Genomic DNA, 26,913 nt, shown 5'->3' with positions numbered 1-26,913 from the left:
GGTTTGGAAATTCTCTCTGAGGAGTTGGAGGATCCTTTTAAGGTGTGCGATAACGGATTAAACCTTGATGTGATTGCCCGGAAGATTGAATTGAATATAGTGCAAATCGCAGAGAATGATTTAAAACCCTGATTTGCGCCTAGCGAGTCCAGGGAATCTTAATTGGCGCTGTATTCGCCATTTCGAATCCATGGACTTTATTCCGCAGAGCGCGTTTCTCTCAATTAAGTTCCAGAAAGAGTATCCAAATTGAGAGAGTGGTTGGATATTCGATTTTTCACACGTACATGAATCAGATAGATAAGCACACTGCCAACAAGCGCACAGACAGGTATGACGGTCAGTTCATGTTGAAAGCTTGCAACACTGTATTGCTTCATTAAAATGTAAGCACAGGACCACCGAAGATCATGCCTATATAGATAAATGAGATCAATGAGGCTGATTCTGCTTTATCAAAAAGATAGGCGGTCATTCTCCCTAGAGAGGTTCGGTAATTGGCAATAGCTGACCGCTCTAGGGTAAAGAGGGCAAGATAATAATTACTAAGTGATTTGTTGTGGATAATACCGTACAGCATGACACGACAACTGCAGTGGAATCTGCAGAGGCAATCGTATTTTTTTGAGTACTGTACTTTTTCATAGAGTGATTAATTTGGTTATATTATTACTTCTGATTAATTAAAACAACAAAATGTGCATTGATTTGTCAATAGTAGGGCTGCTTTCTGGCACGGCTGTCCCATTAAAAATGTGACGTCTTTCCGAGCGTAGCGAGGAATCTCCTGCAAATTGGCATAATCTGAATTAATGCATTAATTATCATTACCTTTTAAACTCTTTTTTTACAAGGAATTTAATGATGTCATCAGAAGATGTACCTGGATTTTTATATCATTTCGACTGATATGATTTTAATGGCCGCATTTTAATGGGATCGTGCAACCTTGCAGGAGATTCCTCGCTACGCTCGGAAAGACGTTATATTTTTAATGGGACAGCCGTGGGCTTTCTGGCGACCAATAGCCTGTTATTCATTCGAGCAGGAGCTGATTACTCGGGGACTATAATCGATTATAACCCCAAAGAATTTTTAGTAAGGGTTTGTAACAAATCCTCCAGCAACCGATTCATCAAATGACGCGTTCATCAGTTCGGTTAAATGGGTTAAATCCTTTGATCCCTTTCTTGTTCCTTGAGGAGCGGTGCATGCTCCTGCTGAAAACAGACCTAATCCACTGAGGGTTATTCCAATACCTGGTACCATAGAGGTACCGCAAAGGGCCGTAGTAATCATTAAGCCTGCTGTACATAAAAAGATTCCCAGGAGTATGAGTGATACACTGATGGCTTGCCACAAAGGTGACGGATTCCTTGCTGCAAGGGTGCTCATCCTCTCCAGGTTGGCAATATTGTCCCTGGTCGGATGATCTATGACTAATTGAGTTTCTTTAATGTATCTTTGTACTTCAGTCAGATTTTTTTCAGTCAGAATTAACGCCTCAAAATGCTGGAGCACAACATTCATTTGACTCATAAGCTTATCATTTTGGCGAAACTGCGCATTATTTTGAATGGATTTTCTGAGTTGTTTGAGGTACTTGTTTGCCATCAGTTTATCAAATTCAGTTTGCGGGAGTTTATTTGCCTCTCTGAAGGTTTTGATAAAACGATTTTTTTCCTGTTCCGTAATAAAAGTAACCAGAACAAATTGATTAAGAATCTGTGTTAATTTATTTTCATCAATGTGCTCTACAAATTCAACGTGAGTATGCCAATGTTCTTTGGTGAGCTGATCCTGGTGCAATAGTCCATGTGTAGGATAATTGCGTAAAATACACACTTTTTGGCCTAAACTCGACCAGGCTTGATTGAGTTTTTGTGTTGCTTCACTGGCGCGATAATCACGTTCGTCAAGGGGAACGCCATTTAATTTGGGGTAAATTGTTAATGTGTTACCAAAAAGACTGAAGTTTACTTGTGCGCACAATTGGGTAAATACTGGAACAGAAGTTCCATTGCTCTTATCAGAAATGCGTTTTCCAGACATTGAATCCCCTCTGTGGTATTGTGATGAAACAAGAACCCGTATTGTATATTTTAATGCGTACGTGATCAAATTTTCTTCATTTTGATTATTGTGATGCGATGGCATAACTATTCTTTAAATACTAAGTTCATCGAATTTATTTCATTTATCTAATATTTAATCCACATGGTGTTGCTTGTCTCAATCATTGGCTTAAAATATACCCGATATGAAGCAAAGTGCATTAAATTAATTCTGGTTGGTTTAAGACATGGGTTTCCTGCTGATGTGATGTTCCTAAAGGAGATTGAACAATGAAAGTAGTTATTAAAGTTGGCACGCAAAGCATTTTATCTTCTGATGGAACTCCTAATGAGCCGGTCATGTTGCATTTGGTTGAGCAAATAGTCTGTCTGCAAAAAGCAGGGCATCATGTCGTACTGGTTAGTTCTGGGGCTGTAGGTTTTGGCAGAAAAGCAGCACATCAATTACTTGGCCGTGAATTTGGCAGTTCTCTGGGGGAAAAACAGGTATTGGCCTCTATCGGTCAACATGAATTGATTCATGTTTATTCCGCTATGTTTAAAGCCCATAATATCCTTGCCTCACAATTATTGCTAACCAAACAGGATTTTCAAACCCGACATCACTATTTAAATATTGCCCGATTACTCCGGGTTATTCTTGATCATAAAAACATAGTTCCTATCATCAATGAAAACGACAGTGTGGCAGTTGAAGAGCTGATGTTTACCGACAACGATGAGTTAGCTGGTTTGATAGCGGCTCAAATGAATGCGGATAAATTGATTATATTGAGTAATGTGGCGGGCGTTTTTACAGGACATCCAAGCGAACCAGGTTCTGAACTGATTTCTGTGATTAATCCTGAAGAGGGTTGGCCTGAAGTTTCTGCAGAAAAAAGTGCTCAGGGTCGCGGGGGGATGCTCAGTAAACTTGGAACAGCGCGTAAAATGTCTGTTTTGGGTATCACCACTCATATTGCCAGTATTGATCAAATCAATGTCCTTAAGCGGATTTTGAATAATGAATCGGTGGGAACCTGTATTTTACCCCGTAAGAAAAAATCAAACATTAAACGCTGGATGGCCTATAATAGTGATAAAAAAATGGGTTCAATATCGGTGAATACCTGTTTGCATGCCCTTTTAAAAGAAGGCAACCGTGCTATCAGCCTATTGCCTGTTGGTATTGTTGCGTGTACTGGCGATTTCAAAAAAAGGGATTTGGTTGAAATTATTGCTCCGGATGGGGCAAAAATAGGAATTGGTATTGCACAATATGATGCCAATAAATTACAAACCTTCCTGGGCCAGAAAGATAAGCCTGAATTTATTCACTACGATCATTTGCATCTTTTTTAGGAGTTGTCCGGAATGAATGACGTTATTACTCAAATCAAGGCAGTCAAGAAAGCCAGTTATGGATTGGCATCTTTCAGTGATGAACAACGCAATAGTGTCCTGTTGAGCCTTGCGGATCTCATACGACAATCGGTCGCGCTAATAATTCGGGAGAACAGCAAGGATCTCGCCTTGATGGCAAAGGACGATCCTAAATACGATCGATTGATGCTTACCGAACAACAGATCAATGCCATTGCTGATGATGTGGCGCTTGTCGCATCCTTGCCAAATCCTGTTGGTCAGATTCTAGAAGAAAAAATACTGCCAAATGGTTTGCACATTAATAAGTTGTCCGTTCCTCTTGGCGTAGTTGCAGTGATTTATGAATCAAGGCCCAACGTGACCGTTGATGTGTTTACCTTGTGTTTTAAAGCAGGAAACGCATGCATACTGAAGGGGGGCAAAGAAGCCGAACACAGCAATCGTTACCTGCTGTCTTTAATTCATCAGGCTTTGAATTTACATGGCATTGATGGCAATTGCGTCTATTTATTGCCACCAGATCGTGAGGCCACTCATCAGTTACTTGGCGCAGTTAATCTGATTGATGTGTGCATTCCCAGAGGCAGTCAGGCTTTAATTAATTTCGTTCGGGAACACGCTAAAATTCCTGTCATTGAGACTGGTGCGGGTATTGTGCATACCTATTTTGATATCAGCGGCTCTGTAGAGAAAGGGCGTTTAATCATTAATAATGCAAAAACAAGAAGGGTCAGTGTATGTAATGCCCTGGATACTTTAGTCATTCATCAACAATGCCTGGATAAATTGTATGCATTGGTTGAATTGTTGGCAGCACAGCGGGTGGTGCTTTTTGCCGATCAGCCAGGTTATCAGGTTCTCAAGGATGTCTATCCGTCTGATTTGTTGCATCACGCAAAACCCGAAGATTTTGGTACCGAGTTTTTATCGCATAAAATGTCCATCAAAACAGTAGGTTCTCTAGCTGAAGCAGTAGAACATATCATGCACTACACCTCAGGTCATAGTGAAGCAATTATTGCAGAGGATAATGAAGCGATTCAGTATTTTATGAGTCATGTTGATGCAGCAGCACTCTATGCCAATGCTTCAACGGCATTTACTGATGGCGGTCAGTTTGGCATGGGGGCAGAAATCGGAATCAGTACCCAAAAATTGCATGCCCGAGGTCCTATGGGGCTGGAAGCATTGACCAGTTATAAGTGGGTCATTTATGGTGACGGGCAAATCAGAAATTGAGTAATAAGTGAATGAAGTAGAGCAGTAACTTCGTAATATCCTGGTTAATCAAAAATTACCGCATAGGAGGTACAATTGAACATTGTCGTGGTAGGAGGGGGAGCTGGAGGATTGGAGCTGGTCGTGTCTCTGGCTCGTGCTTATCGCCACAATCCGGATGTACATCTTACTTTGGTGGATCAGTCCTTGACGCATGTATGGAAACCTTTGTTTCACGAAGTAGCCAGCGGCAGTCTCAATAATATTTACGATAAAATGAGCTATCTGGCAATTGCTAAAAAAAATAAATTTCATTTCGAACTTGGTCAATTAATAAAAATTGACCGCGTGAATAAAACTCTACTAATCCGCAATCCAGATGCGCTTGAGACTCCAGAAGAGCTTATGATTCCTTATGACCTGCTGATTTTGTCTATAGGCAGTGTGACCAATAATTTTAATACTCCGGGGAGTAATGAATATTGTTATTATCTTGATTTTGAACAGCAAGCAAAAACCATTCACCGTGTGTTGTTTCAGCAGTTAATTAAAAATCATTATGAGAAGGGATCCAAACCCATTCAAATAGCGATTGTCGGTGGGGGAGCCACTGGTGTGGAATTAGCGGCAGAATTACGAAACTCCTTATCGCAGTTAAGCGCGTTAATGTCACAGAAATTTAATCCTAAAGAAATTGCACGGATTCACATAATTGAAGCTGCTTCCAGAATTTTATCTCCATTGCCAGAAAACATTTCAGTAGTAACCCAAAAACAGTTGGCTGAAATGGATATTGATATTTTAACGAATACTCGGGTTATTGAGGTTAAAGAACAGGGTATTATCACTCATGACAATCAATTCATTCCTGCTGATATGATCATTTGGGTCGCAGGAATAAAAGGGCAGGAACGTGTGAAATCTCTTGCCGATTTTGAATTGAACCATGCGGGTCAAATTAAAGTAAAACCCACTTTGCAAACTACTGTTGATGATTCGATTTTTGCTTTTGGTGACTGTGCCTGTTGTATCCTTTCAGATGGAACACAAGTACCTGCTCGAGCACAGGCCGCACATCAGCAAGCTAGTTTGTTAGTTCATTCCATTGAACAGGTGATAAAGAAACAGCCATTAAAGGAATACCGCTATGTGGATCATGGGTCTTTAGTTTCTCTAAGCCAGAAAGGAACCACTGGTGCTCTGATTCTTGGTAATGAAAAAAGCGTGTTCATTACCGGTTTTTTTGCGCGAATGGTTTATTTATTGTTGTATAAATCGCATCAGATAAAAATTATCGGTTATTGGAAAGTAGGGGTAATGACTGTTGCCAATTTTTTAATGCGACGAGTCCGATCGACATTGAAATTGCATTAGTAACCTGGTCTGCGAGAGATGCATCTGTTCGGCTGTTTGTAATTAATTCCAGTGGCATTGACTATGGAACCCGTATTTGAAGCCTGGTTGCTGGCAACCAGGATTTTATGCACAACTCTACACGTCTTCGCAAAACCAGTCCGGTTCTACTTTATGGATCCCGCGGTCTTCGCCGCGGGATTTCGAAATGAAGCATGCACTCACATATCATGCGAATTCCCGCGGCGAAGACCGCGGGATCTAAAATACCTTAATGCTACTATCATTTCTCGTTCACAGAACCTAGAATTTTTGATAAAGCCCAATTAATTCGGCGCTTCCAATCACATGCCCTGTTATGGCATTAAGCACCTTGTCTTTGCTGGCACCTTGTTCAAGATGAACCAGATTATCCAATGCATAAAGGTTAAACACATAGCGATGTACACCCATTGGAGGACATGGCCCTTTATAATTCGTTGTACCCCAACTGTTCGTACCATTCAATGCTCCATCAGGAAGAGGGCTGGCTGGCTCCAGTTGTGTCACTGTTGGTGGAATATTAAAGATTATCCAGTGAATCCATTCTCCTCCTTGTGCATCCGGATCATGAACAACCAATACCAACGATTGTGTATTGACTGGAATATTCTGCCAGCTTAAAGGTGGCGATGTATCCGTGCCCGCGCAGGTATACTGATCCGGAATCATGCTATTGGGTTTAAAGGCAGAACTTTGAAGAGTGAAATCTGCAGCATAACTATTCATATGAATTATTCCAAGGAGCGCGAATAAAAACAAAGACACTTTCTTCATAATGGGTTTACTCCCTACAGGCTCATGTCATTAAGTATATATAAAAATAGCGATCATGCAGAGGAGAGGGCGTGCAGTGATTTGATTGAGCCGCCCTTTATAATGGGCCGAGTGATTGATTATTTTTGACCAGGGTTGTTGCGGTAATCAAACTGATGGTTGCCATCAGAATCAAATAATAAGCAGGAGCAATTAGGCTTGTATGTTCAATGAGTAAGGTAATGACCAGGGGGGTGGTGCCGCCAAACAAGGCCATCCCGAGATTGTAAGAAAAGGCAATTCCACTGTAGCGCACGTTCTCAGGACAATTTTCAACTACCGCTGTCAGGGTGTTTCCTTGATCCATCGAGCTGATAATGGTTGCTGTACTTAAGGCCAAAAGGGTCAGTAGGAGTGAGTTGGTTTGCAGTAAATAAAAACAGGGCAGTACCAGGATAATCACGGACATATTGGTGATCATTACCATTTTTTTACGACTTAAATGATCACCGCCAATTCCCGCCAAGGGCACCAAAATGAGCATTGCGATTAACAAGCAGCTTTGTATGCTTAATGCATCGTTGAGCTGAAACCCTATATAATGCTCAAGATAAGTGGGCATATAGCCAAAAAAAACATAATAAAAAGTAGCGCTCATGCACGTAAGCCCAAAAATTTTCAATAACTGGTAAGGTGCGAACTGGATGGCACTAAGAAATGGTCTGGATTCTAAATGGTGGTTTTTTTGTAAAAGTGAATAAACTCGTGTTTCAGATAATTTAAAACGATAATAAATAATCAATGACCCAGGTAAACCAATCAATATAAAGGGCAAACGCCACGCCCAGCTATTAATTTCTTCAGCAGTACACATGAAATTTAGTACCATCAAGGAGACGGTAGCCAATAAAAAACCTAAATTGGCGCCAGTTGCAGCAAAACTGGTTATAAAGCCGCGTTTTTTGAGAGGAGCAGATTCAGCAAGGTAAATCATGACTCCGCTGTATTCTCCACCGATGGACAGGCCCTGGATTAAGCGCAGTATGATAAACGCTATCGGAGCTATGATTCCTGCCGTTTCATAAGAAGGTATAAGGCCAATAAGCAGAGTGGACAGGGTGATTAGAATGATTGATATTCTTAAAGTACTCGCCCGGCCTCGAGTATCACCAAAATACCCAAAGAAAATGCCGCCTAATGGGCGGCACAAAAAGCCAGCGGCAAACACTATCAAGGCATCTATAGTTGATAAGGTGCTTGAGTGTTGAGGAAAAAATTTGGCGCCGATAATTGGAGCCATGAAAATAAACAAGCCAAAATCAAACCATTCTATAGTATTACCTATACTTGAAATGAGTATTTCCTTGTTTTTCAATTAATCAACTTTTTGTTTGATGAAGTCATTGTTCATTGTGCATTAAAATGCATTGAAAAGGGAGGGTAATGAATTTTTTTCTCTCAGGTATTGAGGGCGGGTGTTGTTTCCCCTCAGTTCGAGGGGAGGAAGGCGGAAGCGTTAATTTATTTTGCGGTGTTTGCTTTTTTAAGAGTGACATACCGCACGATGAGAAAGCCTGAAATAATGCCCGCAAAATTTATCCAGTAAAATGGCCAGGAAAAGAGACCCAGACCAACAAGGTTTGGACCTGGGCAAATCCCTGCAATTCCCCATCCTATTCCAAATAACAAGGCACCAACGATTAGTTTCCAGTCGATTGTGTTTTGCGAAGGAAGATCATAGCAGGAGTTCATTAAAGGTTTAGCCAACCATCTGCGTAATTGAAATAATAGAAAAGTGACCAACAGAGCTGTTACAAAAGTAAGATACAGATTGATGCGGAACGTTTCGGCGCCAATTTTCAATCCCGCTATAATAATATCAGGACTGTACATGCCCGTTAAAATTAACCCGGTGCCGAACATTAATCCGGTAAGTAATGAAATGAGTTTTTTCATGAGTAATTCCTTAGTGAACCAACCAGGCGGTTATGATGGCAACCGGAAAAAAGATAGCAACTGCGGTAATGGATCGTTTGCGCAATAGCGACATGCCGCATAGACCATGCCCGCTGGTGCATCCATTAGCCAGATAGGTCCCTCCGCCAACTAACAATCCACCGGCAAATAACATCCACGGACTGATTTTAAATACAGCCAAGGGGTTAGGGATTTGTTGAGTGAGGTTAAAAATGATGCCGCTGAGTACTAACCCTGCAATGAATAATAGATTATCGTAATTGGGTTTGAATCCGGCAAAATCCCAAGAGCGAAATAATTTGCCGCTACAACCCAGAATCTGACCACGAACCAGAAGCATGATCCCTGCTGCCAGACCGAGCAAGACACCACCCAGTATCACTTTCATATCAATAATCATTTTTATGTCCTCTTATCTCCAGTACACCGTTGCATTTTTTCATGGGTCCCCGCTTTTGTGAGGTTGATAAATAAATCATGTAGATCATTCGGGAAGAAATCTCAGCGGTTTGAAATCGGAACAGTCAACAACCCTTGAATTCTTAAAACGATCTGTAATTATTAAATTAACACGAAAGAACAAATTGTTCATGTGTCTGAATAGGGATTTTTAGTATACCTCTCACGGCTGTCCCATTAAAAATGTGACGTCTTTCCGAGCGTAGCGAGGAATCTCCTGCAAGGTAGCACGATCCCATTAAAATGCGGCCATTAAAATCATATCAGTCGAAATGATATAAAAATCCAGGTACATCTTCTGATGACATCATTAAATTCCTTGTAAAAACACAGAGTTTAAAAGGTAATGATAAGTAATGCATTAACTCAGATTGTGCCAATTTGCAGGAGATTCCTCGCTACGCTCGGAAAGACGTCACATTTTTAATGGGACAGCTGTGATATACCTTTCGGGTCAGTTGACAATTCAGACTTCGACGTCCCGCGACTTGTCCTTGAACGCGGGATCCAGTGCTTTAGCACTGTCATAATGGTTTTCGCTGCCAGCAGTGTTTTTTTATTTGAAGGTTCAGGTGAGACAACAAGGGCTCAAATCAATGATGCCCCTGTTTATGGCCTGTTATCAGGATGAACTGGTGTCTGTACATCCTAATCCAGGAGTGCTGCTTGATGCTGTGGGTACAATGATGTCGTTCTTAGGATCGGTTATGCCAAAAAACGACATGGAGCTGGAAGAAGCGTTTGATGTCGAATCTGATTTAATTTCAGATATTTGTTGTTTCTCTCTGGCTTGAGCCGCAATAAATCCTTCAATCGCTTTCCTGAGAACACCCCTTCGATCAAGAAGTTTTGCTTCCTCTTCATTGGGTAAGCTGGCGAGATTAGCTGTTTTTATTGAAGAGGTATTTCGTAATTCCTCTAAATAATCCAGTCCCATTCCGATGATGAAGGCTTCGGCAGACATGGAAAATCCAATATAATCTGGTGAGCAACCCTGTTGTCGTTCTTGTTCTTTATCGACCAGCACCATCAGCTTAACAAATTCAGGATATTGAGTTAAAAATAAGTCTTTAATTGATTTTAAGGTTTTTCCAGTGTCACAGACATCGTCAATCACTATAACAGGTCTACTGAATAGTTTTACTTTGGGCAGCGCTCCCATGGTTAATTCACCTGAAACCAATTTATGGCCGTAACTGCTGACTGACATGGTGGTGTAGTTATAATTATAATGACGTGAATTCAAAGCCGAGCAGAGTAGAGAGGCAAAGGGGGTGGCACCATCCATCAGACCAACAAGGACAGGATTTGCTCCTGGGAATTCTTTTACTATTTGATCTGCCAGCTGTTCGACCCGGATTAGAATATTCTCTGATGTTAATGGCGTTCCATTTTTATCTTTTGCTTCAGGAGAGTTCTCCCAGACACGTTGAGCAATATCAAAAGCAAGTTGATCCAGTTTTTTTAACTCCGCCAGCCATTCTTCAATCATAGTTAAACTCCGAACTCAGTATTTGTATTAATAAGGCGCGCATTCTCGTTGAGAACATAAAAAATAACAACTGTTTTTTTATTGCCTTGATGCCTTCTTTAGCAGAGTTGAGTCATAAACACACCCTGGGGTTCTGCAGTGGTTTATCGGATATAAGGGATTTTTTTTGACAAATAAAAATGGCGAGCTATGCTTTACATGGTGCAATGCAACATAAGGACTATCATGCTAACTAAATCTCTTTTAAATACGGATATAAATCCTATAATCAAACCAGTTAATGAATTGATGGAATTGAATTTTAAAACCATGCAACGACTCACTTATATCACTCCAGTTGATTTTTTAAGTGTCCGTAAACCTGAAGACATCCTTCATAAAAATATGAATGCTCTGATTAAAAATGGGCAAACAGTTCTGGATTATGTGCAGGATATGTTTCATCTTTTTGAAGAAAATTTGTTTAGTAATCAAAATGGTGATGTATTGATGAAATCATCACTTGCTCCGCTTTTTTCTGCTGTTGGTCATGAAATATCAGGCACTGCAAAGACAAGTAAACATTCTGTGCGTACTGGAGTTTCCAAATCCAAAAAATCAGCAAAAACGTCCACTATGAAAGCGAAGTCTGCTGTTAAAAAATCTGTTTCGCCAGTTCATATAAGTAAAGCGAGTGCTTCTGGACAGAGTAATATTCATCCAGTGAATAAAACTGGTGTAATGAAGCAGGCTGCTAAAAAACCAAGCCCTACTTTGAAAGAAGCGACAAAAACTGAAGTTAAGCCTGAGTTGAGCAAGGTGAGTTCATCCATCACTAATCCTCTGATCAAGCTAAGCCCTGATTCCAATAAAGACTCTTTAAAATAGGTTTTTATGAGTGAGCCGGACACCATCCTTTATTAGTCATCCTCGCGAAAGCGAGGATTGACATTAGGTACGAATATTCAGCACAACAGAGAGTCTGGCATCACCAGCCCCATTGTATGATTTGAATTAAGCAAATTGGTGATTAAAGCCCAGGTTGCTATCACTCTCCCAGGATGAATCACAGGCATCTGCGAGAACAGCAACCGGATAAGTCACAAACATCGTGGCAACAGCAAGCAACATGGCAACAGAAGCGATGGCAAAAGTAACTGAAGCAAGCACTGGTAAAATAGGGATAACAAAGGTAAGAATACTGGTAACCACACTGGCAGCGACAATATTGACGAAAGGGTCATTATTTTTATCGTTGGCTATCGCCATAAACGTATTGGTGTAGGGTGACAGAGCGAATTTGGTACATCCCCAGAAAAAAGAACCGTAACTACTGCTTAAGGAAAGGGTGGCTGACATTTATATTCTCCAAATCAATTCAAATTGAAAAAGCTAGATTAAACCCATCCTCTGGTTGCAAATTGGGTTTTATTGATCTTTTCCGGACCATTGTTTCTGGCGGATTATACCTAAATTTTATTAACAGAATCTTAAGAATGGTCTGTTTGTTTTTTAAACATTAAATTGGAGCCATACAAACAGGATAGAAGGTTGAATGGAGCCGAACCCCCAATTGGGGGTAGAGAGTAATTCGGGGATCAGCTCCGTTTTCGTCTATAAAACACAGATTATCAATGGGTAAATTGAGACGTTGAGGTTGCAGCCATCTGCTTCTCACCCGATGATTTTTGGCTAAACAGACTAAGACGTTCCAATAATTCGCCAACAGATACAGGGTCGTCTAAATCATGTTCTGTTCTCACTTCAATAGGATCATCGATATTATCACTTGAACGACGCAATAGTTCACTGTCTACATCACCTGGAAGACGTTGCTGCAACTCGTTTATTATTCCTTCAATGGTCTGTAGTGTTTGAGAAGCAAATTTATTTTCATGTTTACTTTTTATGCTTTTTGCTCTCAAGTGCAGTATTCGAGCATCTCGTGGTTTTTCAGAATCCAGGAAACTTTGGGCTTGAGCGCACAACGCTCTGATTAAATTATATATAATTTTTTCTTGCAGAGCGGCAGGTTGATCTTCAGCAGAACAACTGTCAATAACAGACAATGCGGTATTTGCCGCAGAAATTGCTTCTGAATAAAGTTTTTCCTGTAAATATACTACCGTCAAATTTGAGTATATAGGAATTTCTTTGACGGCATGCTTGCCAACAAAGCCATCCAGGTTGTAAATACTCATTGCTTTTTTGTAGGCATCTATGGCCTCCGGCATTCGTCGGCTTTTGAATAACGCATTTCCAACGTCCTTCCAGCTGACCGCTAAATGAAGCAGGAGCTGCTGAATCTCTTGATGTTCTGTCACAAAGGGTGCAGGTAAGTTGGCATGAGTCATTAATAAATTACTTTGAATCTGATTCAGTTTAGCTATAACAGTATTAATATCACTTTGATTCAGCACTACCTGATGCGCTTTATTATGACATTCAGAAAAGTTTTGACGTGCTTTATGATAATTTTGACGTGCTTCTATTTCTTTTAAAATGTCACTGATGATGCCTCTTTCCTCAGGAGTTTTGTTAAGTAATAATGCTTGTCTGAACTTTAATTGTGCTGTTTCCAAAGCACTAACAAAAGTTCGCTTCACTCTTTCAGCTTCGACTATCACTTCTTGTTTGTGCGCACGTAACAGATCATTAATTGTTGCCAAGTACTCTTCGGAATCAAAATAATGGATTTCATTATCAAATAGTTCCATATGCTGAAATAATGCATCAATACGCTTCATTCCATCTTTAATACCATGCGCCAGATAATAATCAAAATCAATTTGCGCATCGCCGAGAGCAATCACTGTAGGTAAATTTTTTCTTTTACAGGAAACATCCTGCAGTGCCTGGGCACTGGCCGGGAAAGACAAGAATCGTGGTTTGGGCGACGGAGCTAAGTGACTGTAACTAATGGATTTTGTATAACATTCGAGAACTGTTTGTACCCAATCATCATAATGTTCTTTAGGCAGATTATCGGGAGCATGTAAATACAAACATATTTTATCCTTACCAAAGCTCACACCATAACACCGGGGAAACTTGAATTCCTTCCAGCCCATTGTTCTGAGTTTCATTATTGATTGAGCAAAGGATAAAGCATCCACCATTTCTGGAAAATGCTCAATTTGAGTGCTGTCATATTGAAAACGACTCCAATCGGACTGATTTATTTTTACATAGGCAAGAAAGTGATTGCGCACCGGAAGGTCGGTAATGGTGGTCATTTTTAAAGGTGAATCAGGTACCAGATGATTCAGTGCCGCAACCACTTCTCGTCGTGATCCTGTACAATCAAAGACATAATCTGCTTCAACACGTTCTTCCACACCATCATTGTCAACAATAACACCTGGTTTTCTGGCATCCTCATGTAAGCGTATAAAGCGTTTTCTTTCGATTGTGATGCCTAATTTAGTGGCTTGTATATAGAGTGCATTTTCCAGGTCTTTGATGTGTCCAATTTTATTTCCGGACCAAAATTCAAACTGCAGTCCTGATTCTGCAACCTTAAAAACGCTTCCATTCAAGTGTCCCGGCCGAGTATAGTGACCAGCACGAGGATCATAAACGACTAGGTCACGAATGCCTTCTTTGTGTAATTTAATTGCTGTATATAAACCTGCGGGCCCCGCACCAATAATGACTTTTTTCATTACATCACCTAAGGTAATTGAAGGATTAAATCATATGATTATGATTTGAATAAGTTGGTGCATTATAATTCGATAAGATTAAGGAATTATTAAAGACTGTTGAGTCAGCGGGGTTTTTTAGCTGTTTCGTTTCGTTGGCAGTTACCGAAACAGAGCCTGAGCTTTCGGCGAGCCTGCGTGCCTATGGCCAACCATGCTAGATAAGCTATAGCCTTGATAATTTTCAAGAGGCGATCTTTATGAATAAAGCAGTTGATAAGCTTGAATCCGTCAAAGAGGCATTCGAACACTGGCGTAAAACCAGAACCAGTCAAGGTACAATTCCTGATTATCTATGGGAGCAAGTAAAAGCACTTTTGGGCACCTACCCACTCTTAAAGATATGCAGCACCTTAAAAATCAGCCATGTGCAAATAAAAGAAAACATCTCTGAAGTGAGCAATGAATTTCAATTTGTAGAAGTTCGTAGTCCTGCTGTATCAGCCGATTTGTCCTTCTGGAATTTGGCTGCATTTTAATCTGACAAACAAACTTCCACTCCTGTATTTTCCGTTTGCTGAGAGGTATTGATGAAGAACTCATTACCTCTTGTTTTGTTTATTAGCATCATTGACTCATTTTTTGCGTATAAATTATGAAATAACACAAGTTGAATTGGCCAAGAGAATAGTAGTGTCTAAATAATTTTTAAGTGAATTGGAGCATAATGCAGAGGAGTATTACCACCCTTGTCTTTCTTTTCTAGATCGCTAGTTGATGTCTTTAATATTTCTTTGACTTTAGCGATATTATTCGTCGCTACTGCAAAATATAGTTCTGTACAACCAAGCTCATTGAATGCTATTTCTTTGTCTGCACCATTCTCAAGAAGGTGTTGGGCTAATGCGGTGTTATTATAAATAATTGAGTGTGCCAAAGGGGACAATTTCTTAGCATAATCGTCTTTAAACAATGAGTACATTTATGCATTTATACTGATACGCCCCCATCAGCCATACCGTGGCCTTGTATCTGCGGTGCGAAGAGAGCGGATTACATACGTATTTGTTCTATCCGATTAAATGAATCAAAACGTTTCCAACTGGAATTTTCTCCTGTTACAGAAGCCAGTTCAAGTTCAGGGTATATGTATTAACACTTCGATTATGGTGTTGTAACACACTCTGTCTAATGTTGTGTGGCAAGGGGGCCCTCCGGCCCCCTCAAGAACAGCGGCTCCTCCCTGTACTCACTGACATCAAACAACATGTCGACTGGTTGCAGCATTAGATTGCAATATCACGAAGCGATCGACGATATCAGACAACTCTCCGTTTTTTGTCGCCTCCGGCAGGTGCGCCGTCTCAAAAATCTCTTCCTGGATGTAATAAATCAAGGTATCAACCGCACGCAGTTTGGCTGAACGGCTGCGCTCGTATCCACCCCAAAGACGGGCAAAAAATGAGTAATATTCTCCTCGCGGATCGGCGCTGCGGCGTTCTCTGTATGCCATTAATTCTGCCACAAAAGCGGATTCACGCAGTATGTTGCCATGCCTTGGGGCACATTGCTCAGGGTCGATGGACCCATGCAGACTTACAGCAATAGCAGGAATGCGTAACAAAAATTTCAGCTCTCTGTCGGTTGCTGGTTCGTCACAGGTCAGTAGATGCCTGGCTATAAATGTTCCCAGGATATTACGTTTGGCTTCGTTATATTTGAAGCAGTATACTCGATTACCCGTTGGAATACCGGTTACTGTTTTGCTGAAACTGCTGTCATCACGTGAGTGTTTATAACAATCAAATTCCTGGTACCATTGTCTTACCTTTTCTAAAAAAAACGGGTTATTTAACGCGGCTCTATGCCGGGGATGTGAAGCCAGACTGGTGATGTGGGCTAAAAAATCCCTGTCTTGATTGTAATGACGATATGCCGCTACGATCGCTTTATATTTACTGACGGTCAACATATCATCAACATGATCTGGAGCAAGCTCCAGAAATCGCCGGATGGCCTTGGGGCCATAGGTTCCGCTAAACGTCCTGTATTGCGACTTTTGTTGCGCCTCAAGCCATTGAGGAGATAATGCAATCAATCGACCCAAAACCTCCACAGAACCCCGGACAGCAGCATTGTCAATATCAAAACAATCTGAATCCTGTAATCTTCTGATCAAACGTTCAGGCACCTGCTCGATAAAGTAATCGAGAAAGGCAAGGTCGTTGCTCATGGACAGCTCGTAAAGTGCTCTCCCGACACACAATTCAAACACAGCTGTTCGATGGGCTTCGAAATCTACTGATATCGCGCTCAGGAGGCGTTTAAATATTTCCAGCCCCCCCGGATAAGCCGCACCCATAAAAAACTGATATGGGCATTCACCTCCTGTCACCATTAATGTTCGCTGCCTGTCATCCGGTACCAAAGCCAAAAGGCGATTGAGGCTTTCAAGATTTTTATCTTCGACGGCTTTACCTACAGCATAAAACTGATTTTGTGCCAAAATATCAAATGGCTGTCGCGATGATGACAGCGTGAGCTCAATCAGACGATTGAATACCGGCTGAGGACATTTGCCCCATCTTCGGGAAGACTGATCCAGCAGGTAGTCCAGATCCGGCACCAGTTCCACTATTCTATCAACAATATCCAGATGTCCTTGCTTGACTGCGTGGTCAAAAGCAGATCCATGCGTCTTCTTATCATTTTTCAAACCAGAAAAATGGGGACTAACCAAATCAAGCACCTGGGTGAATAGAAACGACTGCTGGTGTATGCCTGCCCATAAAAGGGCATTACAGACATCATCCTGTGAAATTCTTTCGCATCGAAAATCGGGCAGCAGATCGTTTTCAACAAGCTTCAATAGATCGGTGCGCTGAGCATAAAGGGCCGCAAGGCACACCGTCATCCTGCTCACGTCCATGCGATCAGCTGCATCCAACAGCGCCTGCGCAGCTGAATCAGGGTGACCAAATAGAACACACAAATATGCTTTTATTGGGTTTTCGTTCCTATGCAGTCTGGATTGACTGGCAACAGGACATTGCGTTCTCGCCAGCTCATCTGCAGAAGAACAATAATCAAATACCCACCACCAAATACTCCAGGGAATAACGCTGGCTTGTTGGTTTTGCTCATAATCGCAGTGGTTATTAAGATAAAATTTCATTGGATACATCTCCAGTCGTCATTAATGCCTGACAAAAAACTCATTATCGAAAATATAGCCTTATTGTATATGATTAAATCAACTCAAACATCCGTATAAACTACGGTAACTATGAAGAAGCACTTTGTTTACTGTGGGCGACCTTGAGCAGAACCTCCTGGCATGACTGCTTCTATGAAAGCATCCATTATCGATTACATTCCACCCTAGGATTTGTCTGATTTTCTGAAAGAAAATCCGTCTTTTGATTCGGGGCCTGTGTGGTACCATATCGCAACATTTCATCTGGATAATGCGATCATTTGTCACTGGTTTGATCCGCTGCGTTCTAAGTTTGTTTTTTAACAAAAAGCAAAAAGCAAAGCAAAAGGCAAGATCTGACCCCGTATTTCATGACCCTTAAAAAATTGGTTGATGACCTATGATCTTTCTCGAGGTAAAGACATTTTTACCTCCTATTATCATTCACAAAAGCCAGCGTATAACCCAAGTCATCAACTCATGAAAAGCCGATCTGAGTTTCGTCTGGTAAAGGATGTAACCGCTCCCCTGTTTTTAGCCTGGAGCCCTATATAACGGTATTACCTGAAACCACTCCCATTAACATCAATACCGCTCCCAAAAAGCTCCTGATGGCTCTTGGTAATGGACTTAGTGAAGCTCAGACGAATGAACTCATCATGGCCAGGGGTGAAACCGGAATTGAAGATCTTAAAGATATTGATGAATTAATTAAAAAAATTGATCTGCCTACGGAGCAAATAACACTAGAAAGCAAATATTTCCTCAGTGTTGCTTTTGCGAAAAGCGATGAATTTAAACTGGTTATCTATACCTTGATGAAACGTGATAAAGACAAGAAAGGTACTCTATCTGTGAGCATTATCAGAGAAAGTATTAATTATTTTTAATGAGGCAACGCCCCTAAATTCCGGGTTCTGATTCGAATTATTTCAAACGTCGCAAGATATCGAAATCTGAATTATCAACACACCTGAATATGGAGTTATTTTAGAGTCATATTACTAGTTGATTCATTATTCTGCGTTTGACTGTCTTGAGGATATTTTTGATGTATTGAATCAAGCGCTTCCTCAAGGGTATTCGCATTAAGTATTGTCTGGAATATGGTGAGGCGATTAGTTACATGCTGAGTGTCCGAGGATAAATTGTTTTCCTTAATTGTACTATTTCTCTCTATGCCCTGCTTTGCAATCTCCTTAATTGTTGTAAAATCTGCATTATCTTTTATAGCATTTAACAAGTGAACCAGATTCGGATAGACTTGTTCTTTTAATTTTGACCCAGGCTCAATAAATACCTCGCTTTCTAATAATTTACGTAATTCTTCATAAGTGTACTGACTGCCTTGCTTTTCTGATGATGCGGTTGATTTCTGTGCTTCTGTGGTCTCGCAGTTGATATCAAAATCAAAATCAGTGAAAGTAATTTCAGCATTATAATCCAGGATATCTTCGTGAGCATCCCTGACTGGCAGAGGATCATTCCACGAACTACTTGAAGGCGCTGCCACGGACTCATCCCTCAGATGCTTCACTTCCGCATCCAGCGATTCATAGAATGAGACACCTTCAACATTTTTCCACGAGCACTGATCATAAAAGAATAGACAGTTTTGTCTAAGCGTGTCCATTGAGGTAATCACGCCATACCCCAGTTTAAGAGCACTCATGGCAGTCTCTTTAACACAAGCTTCCATATGATGGCCCAATATAACAAGATGAGTAATTCCAGCATCTTTTAGCTGTTTATCAAGCGGATACTCAACAGGATCGAAAGGATCAACAAGAAATGCATTAGCGTAAAATTTATGAAATTCCGACACAAGCGCTTTGTTTGTTACTTTATTCATAAGTAACTTTCTTGTTGGTAGTTCTCCGTATACAAACCACATGGGTAAACCATGAGTATTAGCAAATTCAACGACTCGTTCCTGTTTCCTACTTATCACCTGATCATAAGTCTCTGCTCCACCTGTGGCTTCGTGATCCTCATCAATCACAAGAATGGCAACCTTGCTGCCTTCTGAATTGTTTACATTCAGTATCTCGTTTGCAATTTCTTTCATGATTAACTCTATAGCAACACACTTTATTTAACTGTAGTAAAAATGATAAATAATTTCAATAATTGAACGATAGAGCTCGCATTAAAAGATCTGCTTTGTTTTTCTTATCCCCGATGCCCAACATTACATTGATACTTATTTTCAACGATACCCTGGTGTACTCGACTATATGGAACGCACTCGAAAGCAAGCGCATCAATTGGGTTACGTAGAAACGTTATTTGGAAGACGTCTCTATTTACCTGAAATTAATGCTCGAAATATGATGCGGCAAAAGGCTGCGGAGCGTATGGCAATCAATGCACCCATGCAAGGTACAGCTGCAGACATCATTAAAAAAACCATGCTTGCCGTAGCAAACTGGCAAAATTCCCAAATCAACCCTCCAGCCCGCATGATCATGCAGGTACATGATGAGCTGGTTTTTGAAGTACGTCATGAAGAAGTCGAGTCATGCACTAAAATAATCCATGATCTCATGGAGCATACAGTTGAGCTTTCTGTTCCCTTACTGGTTTCTATTGGAACAGGCGCTAATTGGGATGATGCTCATTAACAGGTTGTTCAAAAAGAGAAGTCCCCTAGTGTTATTAGTTAAAGTACTCATACAAATGGGAACTAACAGTTTTGGGGAACGCTCTTGGCAACGAGACAAAACGTCTACCAACCAGGAAGAATATATATTCTTCCTGGCTAACAGTTTTTATGACTGGCGGGGACGCTTGTGTGTTTGGGATAAATCTGATTCCTGTTCCTCGGAATCTTCTTCAGGACGATCGCGCTTTGGTCTGTCGTCGCTCACAGGCACTGAAGAAGCGGCCCCACTGGTTGCAGCAAAGAAACCGGATGTCGATGCCGTTGCAGTGGCTGATGGTTTTTGCGATTCGAGAAGCTGTGCAAAATCGACAAGAATCCACAGTCGAGTGACATGATAGGAGGCACCTTCTCTAGGCGCAATACGATCTTTCAGATACGCCAGATGGCATGGCTTCCATTCCATATTATATTTTTCAGACAGTTTCTCTATAAACGTATTGAATTCCTGCTCAGAAATGTCCAATCCACGAAGAGTTTCTATCTGCTGATCACTTAATTCTTTCAAATCTACCAGTGCTTCCCCTATGCCACGGAGTTGCTGCAGGTTCTGAGGTGTGATTCGGGAAGAAAAATGCGCTCTTGCAAAGTCACGAAGTTCTGCATCAAGAAGCTCTGTTCCAAGTTCACGCATCAGGGGATGTCCAGTAATTGATTGAAAAATACGACGTAAGCCGCCTGAAAAACAGCTTGGATTGTCGCCTTCGAGATCATCGTAGTGCTCCATAAATTCAGTACCGTCAAGGCGTTTTGCAGGACGTTTTTTATCCCAATTATGGGCGCGATTGATGAGGGCAAGCTCAGTGATAAAATGAACAATCCGGCCTTCGAGAGTATGTCCTTGAGTAGGTGCCGCCGTTGCGTCCCCTGCCGCTGCCCAAAGAAGAACGATCTCTTTGCTGTATCCTTCAAAGGAGGAATAACCCAATCCTTTCCGCGGATTATTCTCAGCAAAGGACGCATTAACCGCCATCCATGGGTTGGGTTTCAGTATCCAGCGAAGCGCGGTATGAACCGTGTGTGTGTAATACGCTCTCAATGCGCTTGCGTGCACTTCCCCAGTGAGATTAAGCCGCTGAAACGCATCCCATGACAGTGGCAGGATCAATTCCTTGTTATTAAGAATGATGCGAGCTGGTTTGGCTTCATAACATTTGCGCAGGTAATTACGCAGCGCTTCCAATATTTGGTTTACTCTGACGGGATCTATTTTGTCCTCGCCTCCAAAAATCTTCTCTGCATAGTGTTTTTGAAGGCGGGATAAGCGACGTTTCTCCAACGGTGTCAAGGCACGCAGGGACGATTCCCTATCCTGTGCTATGGCTCGTAGGTCCACATTGCCTGAAATGTCATCTGCATAAAAATTATGGGCTTGCGCCAAGGCATACACTTGCGGTATTGCCATAAGCAGTTGAATCGCCCTATGGTTTTCATGACGAATCGCTGCGCGCAAGAGAGCGTTTTCCTCATCGCGAACTGCAGCATGTGCCTGGGCAACCACACTAGGAATACCAAGTAAAAATTGCAGAAACTGTTGCGATGAGTGATTGTTATGCCGAGCAAATCCGATTGCCGCACGCAGAGCAAAAGCAGTGTTCGCCTCATCCAGCGTAAAGACTGCGTTTGGATTACTCTCGGCGAAGGCCCTTGCTTCAGCTTGCCATGTCTCACAACGCTCGTACAAAAATACCGGCAATACATCACCACACTCCGCCTGATGCAAAAGCGCCCAATCCATGAATGTCAGGTGGTTCAGAAGATGCCACAATGTATCGGGATGTCGTTTGGCGCAGCGGGTGAGGCGAAATTCACTAAAAGACTCGGTCTCGAATACCACCTCAAAATGGTCAATGTTACAAAGACATTGGAGTATCGTATTTAATAACTCTGGAGTCATTGACCGTTCGAGTTGCCGCAGAATGGAGGTTTCGCCACCTGCCGCAGCATCAAGGTACATATCGGCTATAACTCGGTCAGGAATCCGGGGAGATCCCAGCTGCTTTAATCGTCTTTCCACATAATGCGCGGTTTTGGGATGTCGCATTGCCAGAAAATAAGTACGATAATTATTAGACAGAATTGCCGCATGAATTTGTTCAGGAGGCATGTAGGACTCAAGGTAACGCAAGACGTCAGTCTTCCACATTCCAAGAGCATTTCTGTATGCTTCATAATGATTCGACCGCAGTGCTGCCTCCATGAAATCCGAAGGCATTATTTCAAACAAATGCTGGAGTGTTTCGATATGGCCATTTGTGGCAATTTCTTTGAATACAATAAAATTCATGTTCTGAAGTACCTGCTTCATTTCATCAAGAGTCATGAAGCCTTCAAGAAGATCCTGGAATTCACGATGATCGTAGCGAAGCGCATCTTCCCATAGTTTAAGGCGTCTACGCCGGAGCGCTCCATCTATTTCTTTAGGGGTCACAAAGCCTTTAAGGTACTCAGCGAGTTCAATATCATCTGTTGATAGAGCACTTAGGATCGATGTATAGTTATTCGTTCTAATTCGAACACTAATTTCTTCATGTGATAGAATGTGTTCTTCAAAGTATTTCAATATTTCAATATGACCGCGGTATAGGGCATAATTGAGTTTTTCGTAGTTATTTGCTCGAAGCACTTCCTGAATTTCTTCTTTATCAAGATATAGTTCTATGTGCCTGAGGTTTGAAAGGTAACCGGAAACTATTACATAATGATATATGTTATAACTATCTGCCCTTAACTTCTGCTTAATTTCATCAATAGACATATAGGTTTCGATGTACTCTGTATTGGCGATTTTTCGACCACTCAAGACTTCTTGGTATACTGACCACGAGTCTGCACTTAGAATACCGTAGATTTGTACCTTGGACAGATGAGATTCCAAGTGTTTGAGTATATTAACATTGTCCGCCAGGGCATAGGGGTTAAAATCACTGGATTGACATGCCTCGAATACTTGTTCAGAGGTCATCTGGGATTCGAGGTGCTGCACCATCTCCATATGACCATTTCTGATGGCGCGGATATAAGGTGTGCAACCCTCGCCTTCATAGTTAGACATTGACATCGCTTCATTTATTTGTTCCGCTGTAAAGCAACGTTCCATATAGTGCAGGGTGGCCATATCACCACGTTCTGCAGCCTGACCATATGCTTCGTAATCATTTACACTCAGTGCTTCTCTCCAGATACGGTCTTCTAACCCTGTTTGTAGCTGCTCAAGTGTCAGGACATCGCGCCTGTTCGCCGCGGCTCGCACCAACTCATATTGGTTGGCTCGTAATGCAGCATGCTTTCGTCCGTAGGGCATCCGTGGCTCCAGATACTGCATGGTAGCAACATGGCCGTTTAAAGCAGCTCCGCGGTATGCTTGGTAGTAATCTGCGATAACTGCGGCTGTAATCTGTTTTTTCGTCATGTGCGACTCAAGGTGCTGCAGGGTGTCGATGGACCCATTTGCGGCGGCTTTTCGATAGGTCTCAAAGTCATTTGCCAGAATCGCGATTTTGACGTCTTCAGGACGCATTCGACGTTCCAGGTATCTCAAGGTACCCACATGTCCATTGGCAGCTGCTTTTCGGTACGCTTCAAATTGATTGGTCTGAACCATACTCATGATTTGCTCTTCCGTCATCCATTGCTCAGCATATTCCAGGGCAGAGGTATGGCCGTTTGCTGCAGCTTTTAGCAGAGCGCCAAAATCATCTGCTGTTAGCGCTACACTCCTGTATGCCTGAGGCATTAGGGAATTCAGATGACGTATTGTCTCAATATGCCCATTTGATAACGCTTCTTTGAATGCTCGGCAACTCTGGGCCAGTGCAGCCGCATGTCGGTTAATAGGACGTACGTGCTCTTCAAGATAGTGCAAAAAGGCCGTGTGGCCATTTGCTGCTGCTTCGATATACACGGCAAAATCATTGGATTCAATCGTGATCCACCATTGTTCGGGCGTTAAGCACTGTGCCATAAACTGCATAAACGAGTGATTATCATATCGTGCCGCAGTGACACATCCTTGAGTCCAAAAGTGCTGCAGGACTCTTGGATGGATGTTGACATCAGGGTGCTTGATGTAGCGCTCCAGTATGTCTGTTCGTCCCGCTACTAACAACGCTTTGAGCATCAATTCCAAATATTTTTTTTTAACATTCAAGAGCACGGGTAACAATTCTTCAGGTGATGTCTCTTGATGACCGAACAGCATACACAACATGGCTTTGTAAGGATTGTACGATTTATTTACCTGTTGTAAAAATTTGCCGAAATCAAAATTCATGTACTTTAATTCCCAAGTACGTGATTGATAATCAAATTCATTTTCCCATATCTTCCAGGGAATTCGGTGTGCTATTGGGTGAGTGGCAAGTTGTGCAGGAGTTTTTAAATGAGGCATGCTGATCCGTTAAGCGTCTTAATGATGAAAAGATGACCATTATAAGTTAATGCATATCATATGACAACATTAAGCACCAATTTAAAACAATGTGCTATAGAAATGCACAAAAGACATACAAACAGAGGATTGCCAAATCATAGGAGTTATTGCTTTAAAAGACACTCCAAACGAAATGAAGAGACAGGACTTGCTCATTAGAGACGCGCCCGGAAATGAAACATCTTATCATAAAGCCAACAAACCCTTACTAAAAATTCTTTAGGGCTATTACCGCTTATAGTCCCGGAGTAATCAAAACACACTCAGCTCCTGCTCGAATGAATATCAGGCTATTGGTCGCCAGAAAGCAGCCCTACTATTGACAAATCAATGCACATCTTGTTATTTTAATTAATCAGAAGTAATAATATAACCAAATTAATCACTCTATGAAAAAGTACAGTACTCAAAAAAATACGATTGCCTCTGCAGATTCGACTGCAGTTGTCGTGTCAAACTGTACGGTATTATCCACAACAAATCACTTAGTAATTATTATCTTGCCCTCTTTACCCTAGAGCGGTCAGTTATTGCCAATTACCGTACCTCTCTAGGGAGGTTGAACGGATATTCACGATAACTGATGAAGAAACTGGAGGGTACTATGACTCAAACTCAATTTAAGACACGGGATAACAGACCGAGAACACTCAATTCACTGATTAAATCCGTTTACCAATACTGCGCAAGATCACGCATTGCTCCGGTTAATTTGACCCAATAGATTTTTAACAGATGATGTATATTTGAGGTTTAACATGAATTATTCCCAAAAAAATTACCTACCATTTTTGATGTGGTTTTTTCCCTTATCGTTTTTTGCCTTTCAATTCATGCTGCGCCTTTGGCCTGGATTGATGATGCAGGAAATAATGACCCATTTTGCAATTGATGCAGGAAGTTTTGGTCTTCTTGCCGCGTTTTATTATTATGGATATGCGGGAATGCAAATTCCTATGGCCTTTCTTCTCGAAAAATTTGGAGCCAGAACTGTCGTATTCATATTCGCATTGCTTTGCGGTATGGGGGCCTTTATTTTTAGTTATACCGACTCGTTTTATCTGGCTCTGTTAAGCAGACTGATGATAGGAGCAGGATCTGCTGTAGGATTCCTGGGAATATCCAAAGTCGTATCCGAATGGTTTAGCAGTGAGAGTTACGCCAAAATGATTGGATTTTCTTTCAGTGTGGGTCTTATGGGTGCTGTCTATGGTGGAAAACCGCTCACCCAATGGATTCAAACTTATAATGGCCAACAAGTAGGCTTCGGCCTTGCATTAATCGCAATATCCATAGGATTGTGTACCTATTTGGTTGTCCGTAGCCCTGTGGATCAGGTAAAGAAACCAACACAGGATCTCCAGCTAAGCAACCTGTCTTCTTTATTCTCATCGTGGATCATCTGGACTCTGGCCCTGGCAAACTTGTTGATGGTAGGAGCCCTGGAAGGCTTTGCAGATGTTTGGGGAGTTCCTTATTTAATGACCGCCTATCATTTTGATAAAGCAGAATCAGCCTCATTGATCTCATTTATCTATATAGGCATGATCTTCGGTGGTCCTGTGCTTGCATTTTTAAGTAAAAAGTTGGGTAATTATTGCGTTATAGGGATGTGTGGCGCAGGCCTGGCTCTGGCTTTTATGCTCTTGGTATCCAATAGCTTGATGAACAGTTGGTTATTAAGCCTGTTGTTTTTTATCATTGGCCTCATGTGCTGCTATCAAGTTATTGTATTTGCTGCCGGCTCTACTCTGGTTTCCTATAAACAGCTTGGAATAACCATCGCATTCTTAAACTGCATCAACATGTTAGGCGGTTCCTTCTTTCACACCCTGATTGGACGAGTCATGGATTGGTCTTGGGACGGCTCGTTAAATCCGGAAGGAATGAAGCAATACAGTGTTGCAAGCTTTCAACATGCACTGACCGTTATACCAGTCTGTGCGCTTGTTGGCAGTGTGCTTATCTATCTGATTCATGTACGTGTGAAAAATCGAATATCCAACCACTCTCTCAATTTGGATACTCTTTCTGGAACTTAATTGAGAGAAACATGCTCTGCGGAATAAAGTCCATGGATTCGAAATGGCGAATACAGCGCCAATTAAGATTCCCTGGACTCGCTAGGCGCAAATCAGGGTTTTAAATCATTCTCTGCGATTTGCACTATATTCAATTCAATCTTCCGGGCAATCACATCAAGGTTTAATCCGTTATCGCACACCTTAAAAGGATCCTCCAACTCCTCAGAGAGAATTTCCAAACC

21 protein-coding genes and 1 pseudogene are annotated in these 26,913 nt (G+C 41.5%); 9 read left to right on the top strand and 13 right to left on the bottom strand.

Annotated elements, in window-relative coordinates; translation table 11 throughout:
• Positions 1 to 379: 379 nt before the first annotated feature.
• Complete coding sequence (locus G543_RS18995; protein WP_155824933.1) at positions 380 to 580, bottom strand: hypothetical protein; 201 nt, start codon at positions 578 to 580, stop codon at positions 380 to 382.
• Positions 581 to 1,095: 515 nt separating this feature from the next.
• Positions 1,096 to 2,052 (bottom strand): hypothetical protein, encoded by a 957-nt coding sequence (locus tag G543_RS0109445; RefSeq protein WP_133141396.1) that lies wholly within the window; start codon positions 2,050 to 2,052, stop codon positions 1,096 to 1,098.
• A 293-nt stretch (positions 2,053 to 2,345) separates the two neighbouring features.
• Between G543_RS0109445 and proB the strand changes: the two genes are divergently transcribed.
• The 3 genes from proB (at position 2,346) to G543_RS0109430 (ending at position 6,032) form a co-directional block, all read left to right on the top strand.
• Positions 2,346 to 3,416 (top strand): glutamate 5-kinase, encoded by a 1,071-nt coding sequence (gene proB / locus G543_RS0109440; RefSeq protein ID WP_028384306.1) that lies wholly within the window; start codon positions 2,346 to 2,348, stop codon positions 3,414 to 3,416.
• A gap of 12 nt (positions 3,417 to 3,428) precedes the next feature.
• Positions 3,429 to 4,679 (top strand): glutamate-5-semialdehyde dehydrogenase, encoded by a 1,251-nt coding sequence (locus G543_RS0109435; RefSeq protein ID WP_028384305.1) that lies wholly within the window; start codon positions 3,429 to 3,431, stop codon positions 4,677 to 4,679.
• A gap of 75 nt (positions 4,680 to 4,754) precedes the next feature.
• Entirely contained in the window at positions 4,755 to 6,032 is a 1,278-nt protein-coding gene (locus G543_RS0109430) for an NAD(P)/FAD-dependent oxidoreductase (protein WP_028384304.1), read from the top strand.
• Positions 6,033 to 6,314: 282 nt separating this feature from the next.
• Here G543_RS0109430 and G543_RS0109425 read toward each other — a convergent pair whose 3' ends face one another.
• The 5 genes from G543_RS0109425 to G543_RS0109400 all read right to left on the bottom strand — a co-directional run bounded on the left by G543_RS0109425 (position 6,315) and on the right by G543_RS0109400 (position 10,734).
• Positions 6,315 to 6,827: a YbhB/YbcL family Raf kinase inhibitor-like protein gene (locus tag G543_RS0109425; protein WP_028384303.1), complete on the bottom strand. Its 513-nt coding sequence runs from the start codon at positions 6,825 to 6,827 to the stop codon at positions 6,315 to 6,317.
• A 97-nt stretch (positions 6,828 to 6,924) separates the two neighbouring features.
• Complete coding sequence (locus tag G543_RS0109420; RefSeq protein WP_028384302.1) at positions 6,925 to 8,181, bottom strand: MFS transporter; 1,257 nt, start codon at positions 8,179 to 8,181, stop codon at positions 6,925 to 6,927.
• A gap of 146 nt (positions 8,182 to 8,327) precedes the next feature.
• Positions 8,328 to 8,762 carry a DUF6691 family protein gene (locus G543_RS0109415; protein WP_028384301.1) on the bottom strand — a complete coding sequence of 145 codons (435 nt, stop codon included), beginning with the start codon at positions 8,760 to 8,762 and terminating at the stop codon, positions 8,328 to 8,330.
• Between the two features lie 10 nt (positions 8,763 to 8,772).
• Positions 8,773 to 9,183, bottom strand: a complete 411-nt coding sequence (locus tag G543_RS0109410) for a YeeE/YedE family protein (protein ID WP_028384300.1) — start codon at positions 9,181 to 9,183, stop codon at positions 8,773 to 8,775.
• A 681-nt stretch (positions 9,184 to 9,864) separates the two neighbouring features.
• Complete coding sequence (locus G543_RS0109400) at positions 9,865 to 10,734, bottom strand: phosphoribosyltransferase (protein ID WP_028384299.1); 870 nt, start codon at positions 10,732 to 10,734, stop codon at positions 9,865 to 9,867.
• A gap of 225 nt (positions 10,735 to 10,959) precedes the next feature.
• Between G543_RS0109400 and G543_RS18425 the strand changes: the two genes are divergently transcribed.
• Positions 10,960 to 11,601: a hypothetical protein gene (locus G543_RS18425; RefSeq protein WP_051190662.1), complete on the top strand. Its 642-nt coding sequence runs from the start codon at positions 10,960 to 10,962 to the stop codon at positions 11,599 to 11,601.
• A gap of 126 nt (positions 11,602 to 11,727) precedes the next feature.
• On the opposite strand, the gene G543_RS0109390 is transcribed toward G543_RS18425, so the two are convergent.
• The gene (locus G543_RS0109390; protein ID WP_028384298.1) at positions 11,728 to 12,072 is read right to left on the bottom strand and encodes a hypothetical protein; all 345 of its coding nucleotides are present in this window, start codon (positions 12,070 to 12,072) and stop codon (positions 11,728 to 11,730) included.
• Positions 12,073 to 12,344: 272 nt separating this feature from the next.
• A complete protein-coding gene (locus G543_RS0109385; RefSeq protein ID WP_028384297.1) occupies positions 12,345 to 14,378 on the bottom strand; it encodes an FAD-dependent oxidoreductase in 2,034 nt (677 codons plus the stop codon).
• Between the two features lie 239 nt (positions 14,379 to 14,617).
• Here G543_RS0109385 and G543_RS17570 point away from each other — a divergent pair, with 239 nt between their 5' ends.
• On the top strand, positions 14,618 to 14,896 hold the full coding sequence (locus G543_RS17570; RefSeq protein WP_065236047.1) for a hypothetical protein: 279 nt from the start codon (positions 14,618 to 14,620) through the stop codon (positions 14,894 to 14,896).
• Positions 14,897 to 15,054: 158 nt separating this feature from the next.
• Here the strand turns inward: G543_RS17570 and G543_RS0109370 are convergent, their stop codons facing one another.
• Together G543_RS0109370 and G543_RS0109365 are read right to left on the bottom strand one after the other, a co-directional pair.
• On the bottom strand, positions 15,055 to 15,330 hold the full coding sequence (locus tag G543_RS0109370) for an ankyrin repeat domain-containing protein (RefSeq protein ID WP_162145889.1): 276 nt from the start codon (positions 15,328 to 15,330) through the stop codon (positions 15,055 to 15,057).
• A 285-nt stretch (positions 15,331 to 15,615) separates the two neighbouring features.
• A complete protein-coding gene (locus G543_RS0109365; protein WP_028384295.1) occupies positions 15,616 to 17,532 on the bottom strand; it encodes a hypothetical protein in 1,917 nt (638 codons plus the stop codon).
• Positions 17,533 to 17,946: 414 nt separating this feature from the next.
• On the opposite strand from G543_RS0109365, the gene G543_RS19440 reads away from it, so the two are divergent.
• Positions 17,947 to 18,108 (top strand): type II secretion system protein GspK, encoded by a 162-nt coding sequence (locus tag G543_RS19440; protein WP_278043800.1) that lies wholly within the window; start codon positions 17,947 to 17,949, stop codon positions 18,106 to 18,108.
• 56 nt (positions 18,109 to 18,164) lie between these two features.
• Entirely contained in the window at positions 18,165 to 18,443 is a 279-nt protein-coding gene (locus G543_RS19435; protein WP_028384294.1) for a type II secretion system protein GspK, read from the top strand.
• A 95-nt stretch (positions 18,444 to 18,538) separates the two neighbouring features.
• On the opposite strand, the gene G543_RS0109355 is transcribed toward G543_RS19435, so the two are convergent.
• Positions 18,539 to 19,621, bottom strand: coding sequence for an isochorismatase family protein (locus G543_RS0109355; protein WP_028384293.1), 1,083 nt, complete (start codon positions 19,619 to 19,621; stop codon positions 18,539 to 18,541).
• A gap of 112 nt (positions 19,622 to 19,733) precedes the next feature.
• On the opposite strand from G543_RS0109355, the pseudogene G543_RS0109350 reads away from it, so the two are divergent.
• A pseudogene (locus tag G543_RS0109350) lies at positions 19,734 to 20,177 on the top strand (DNA polymerase); the annotation flags it as partial.
• Positions 20,178 to 20,324: 147 nt separating this feature from the next.
• Here the strand turns inward: G543_RS0109350 and G543_RS0109345 are convergent.
• The gene (locus tag G543_RS0109345; protein WP_028384291.1) at positions 20,325 to 24,605 is read right to left on the bottom strand and encodes a hypothetical protein; all 4,281 of its coding nucleotides are present in this window, start codon (positions 24,603 to 24,605) and stop codon (positions 20,325 to 20,327) included.
• Between the two features lie 800 nt (positions 24,606 to 25,405).
• On the opposite strand from G543_RS0109345, the gene G543_RS0109340 reads away from it, so the two are divergent.
• Positions 25,406 to 26,689 carry an MFS transporter gene (locus G543_RS0109340; protein ID WP_028384290.1) on the top strand — a complete coding sequence of 428 codons (1,284 nt, stop codon included), beginning with the start codon at positions 25,406 to 25,408 and terminating at the stop codon, positions 26,687 to 26,689.
• Positions 26,690 to 26,913: the final 224 nt, after the last annotated feature.

This window comes from Legionella moravica DSM 19234 (assembly GCF_000423305.1).
Classification (GTDB): Bacteria; Pseudomonadota; Gammaproteobacteria; order Legionellales; family Legionellaceae; genus Legionella; species Legionella moravica.
Note: the sequence above shows the minus strand (reverse complement) of the source record. Positions and strands in the feature narration are given on the sequence as shown.

Coding starts and splice junctions, on each gene's coding strand:
- G543_RS0109345 (WP_028384291.1), bottom strand. CDS start 24,605: ATGCCTCATTTAAAAACTCCTGCACAACTTGCCACTCACCCAATAGCA.
- G543_RS0109445 (WP_133141396.1), bottom strand. CDS start 2,052: ATGTCTGGAAAACGCATTTCTGATAAGAGCAATGGAACTTCTGTTCCA.
- G543_RS0109340 (WP_028384290.1), top strand. CDS start 25,406: ATGAATTATTCCCAAAAAAATTACCTACCATTTTTGATGTGGTTTTTT.
- G543_RS0109400 (WP_028384299.1), bottom strand. CDS start 10,734: ATGATTGAAGAATGGCTGGCGGAGTTAAAAAAACTGGATCAACTTGCT.
- G543_RS0109410 (WP_028384300.1), bottom strand. CDS start 9,183: ATGATTATTGATATGAAAGTGATACTGGGTGGTGTCTTGCTCGGTCTG.
- G543_RS19440 (WP_278043800.1), top strand. CDS start 17,947: ATGACCTATGATCTTTCTCGAGGTAAAGACATTTTTACCTCCTATTAT.
- G543_RS0109435 (WP_028384305.1), top strand. CDS start 3,429: ATGAATGACGTTATTACTCAAATCAAGGCAGTCAAGAAAGCCAGTTAT.
- G543_RS0109355 (WP_028384293.1), bottom strand. CDS start 19,621: ATGAAAGAAATTGCAAACGAGATACTGAATGTAAACAATTCAGAAGGC.
- proB (WP_028384306.1), top strand. CDS start 2,346: ATGAAAGTAGTTATTAAAGTTGGCACGCAAAGCATTTTATCTTCTGAT.
- G543_RS0109365 (WP_028384295.1), bottom strand. CDS start 17,532: ATGAAATTTTATCTTAATAACCACTGCGATTATGAGCAAAACCAACAA.
- G543_RS0109390 (WP_028384298.1), bottom strand. CDS start 12,072: ATGTCAGCCACCCTTTCCTTAAGCAGTAGTTACGGTTCTTTTTTCTGG.
- G543_RS0109425 (WP_028384303.1), bottom strand. CDS start 6,827: ATGAAGAAAGTGTCTTTGTTTTTATTCGCGCTCCTTGGAATAATTCAT.
- G543_RS17570 (WP_065236047.1), top strand. CDS start 14,618: ATGAATAAAGCAGTTGATAAGCTTGAATCCGTCAAAGAGGCATTCGAA.
- G543_RS18995 (WP_155824933.1), bottom strand. CDS start 580: ATGCTGTACGGTATTATCCACAACAAATCACTTAGTAATTATTATCTT.
- G543_RS0109385 (WP_028384297.1), bottom strand. CDS start 14,378: ATGAAAAAAGTCATTATTGGTGCGGGGCCCGCAGGTTTATATACAGCA.
- G543_RS18425 (WP_051190662.1), top strand. CDS start 10,960: ATGCTAACTAAATCTCTTTTAAATACGGATATAAATCCTATAATCAAA.
- G543_RS19435 (WP_028384294.1), top strand. CDS start 18,165: ATGGCTCTTGGTAATGGACTTAGTGAAGCTCAGACGAATGAACTCATC.
- G543_RS0109415 (WP_028384301.1), bottom strand. CDS start 8,762: ATGAAAAAACTCATTTCATTACTTACCGGATTAATGTTCGGCACCGGG.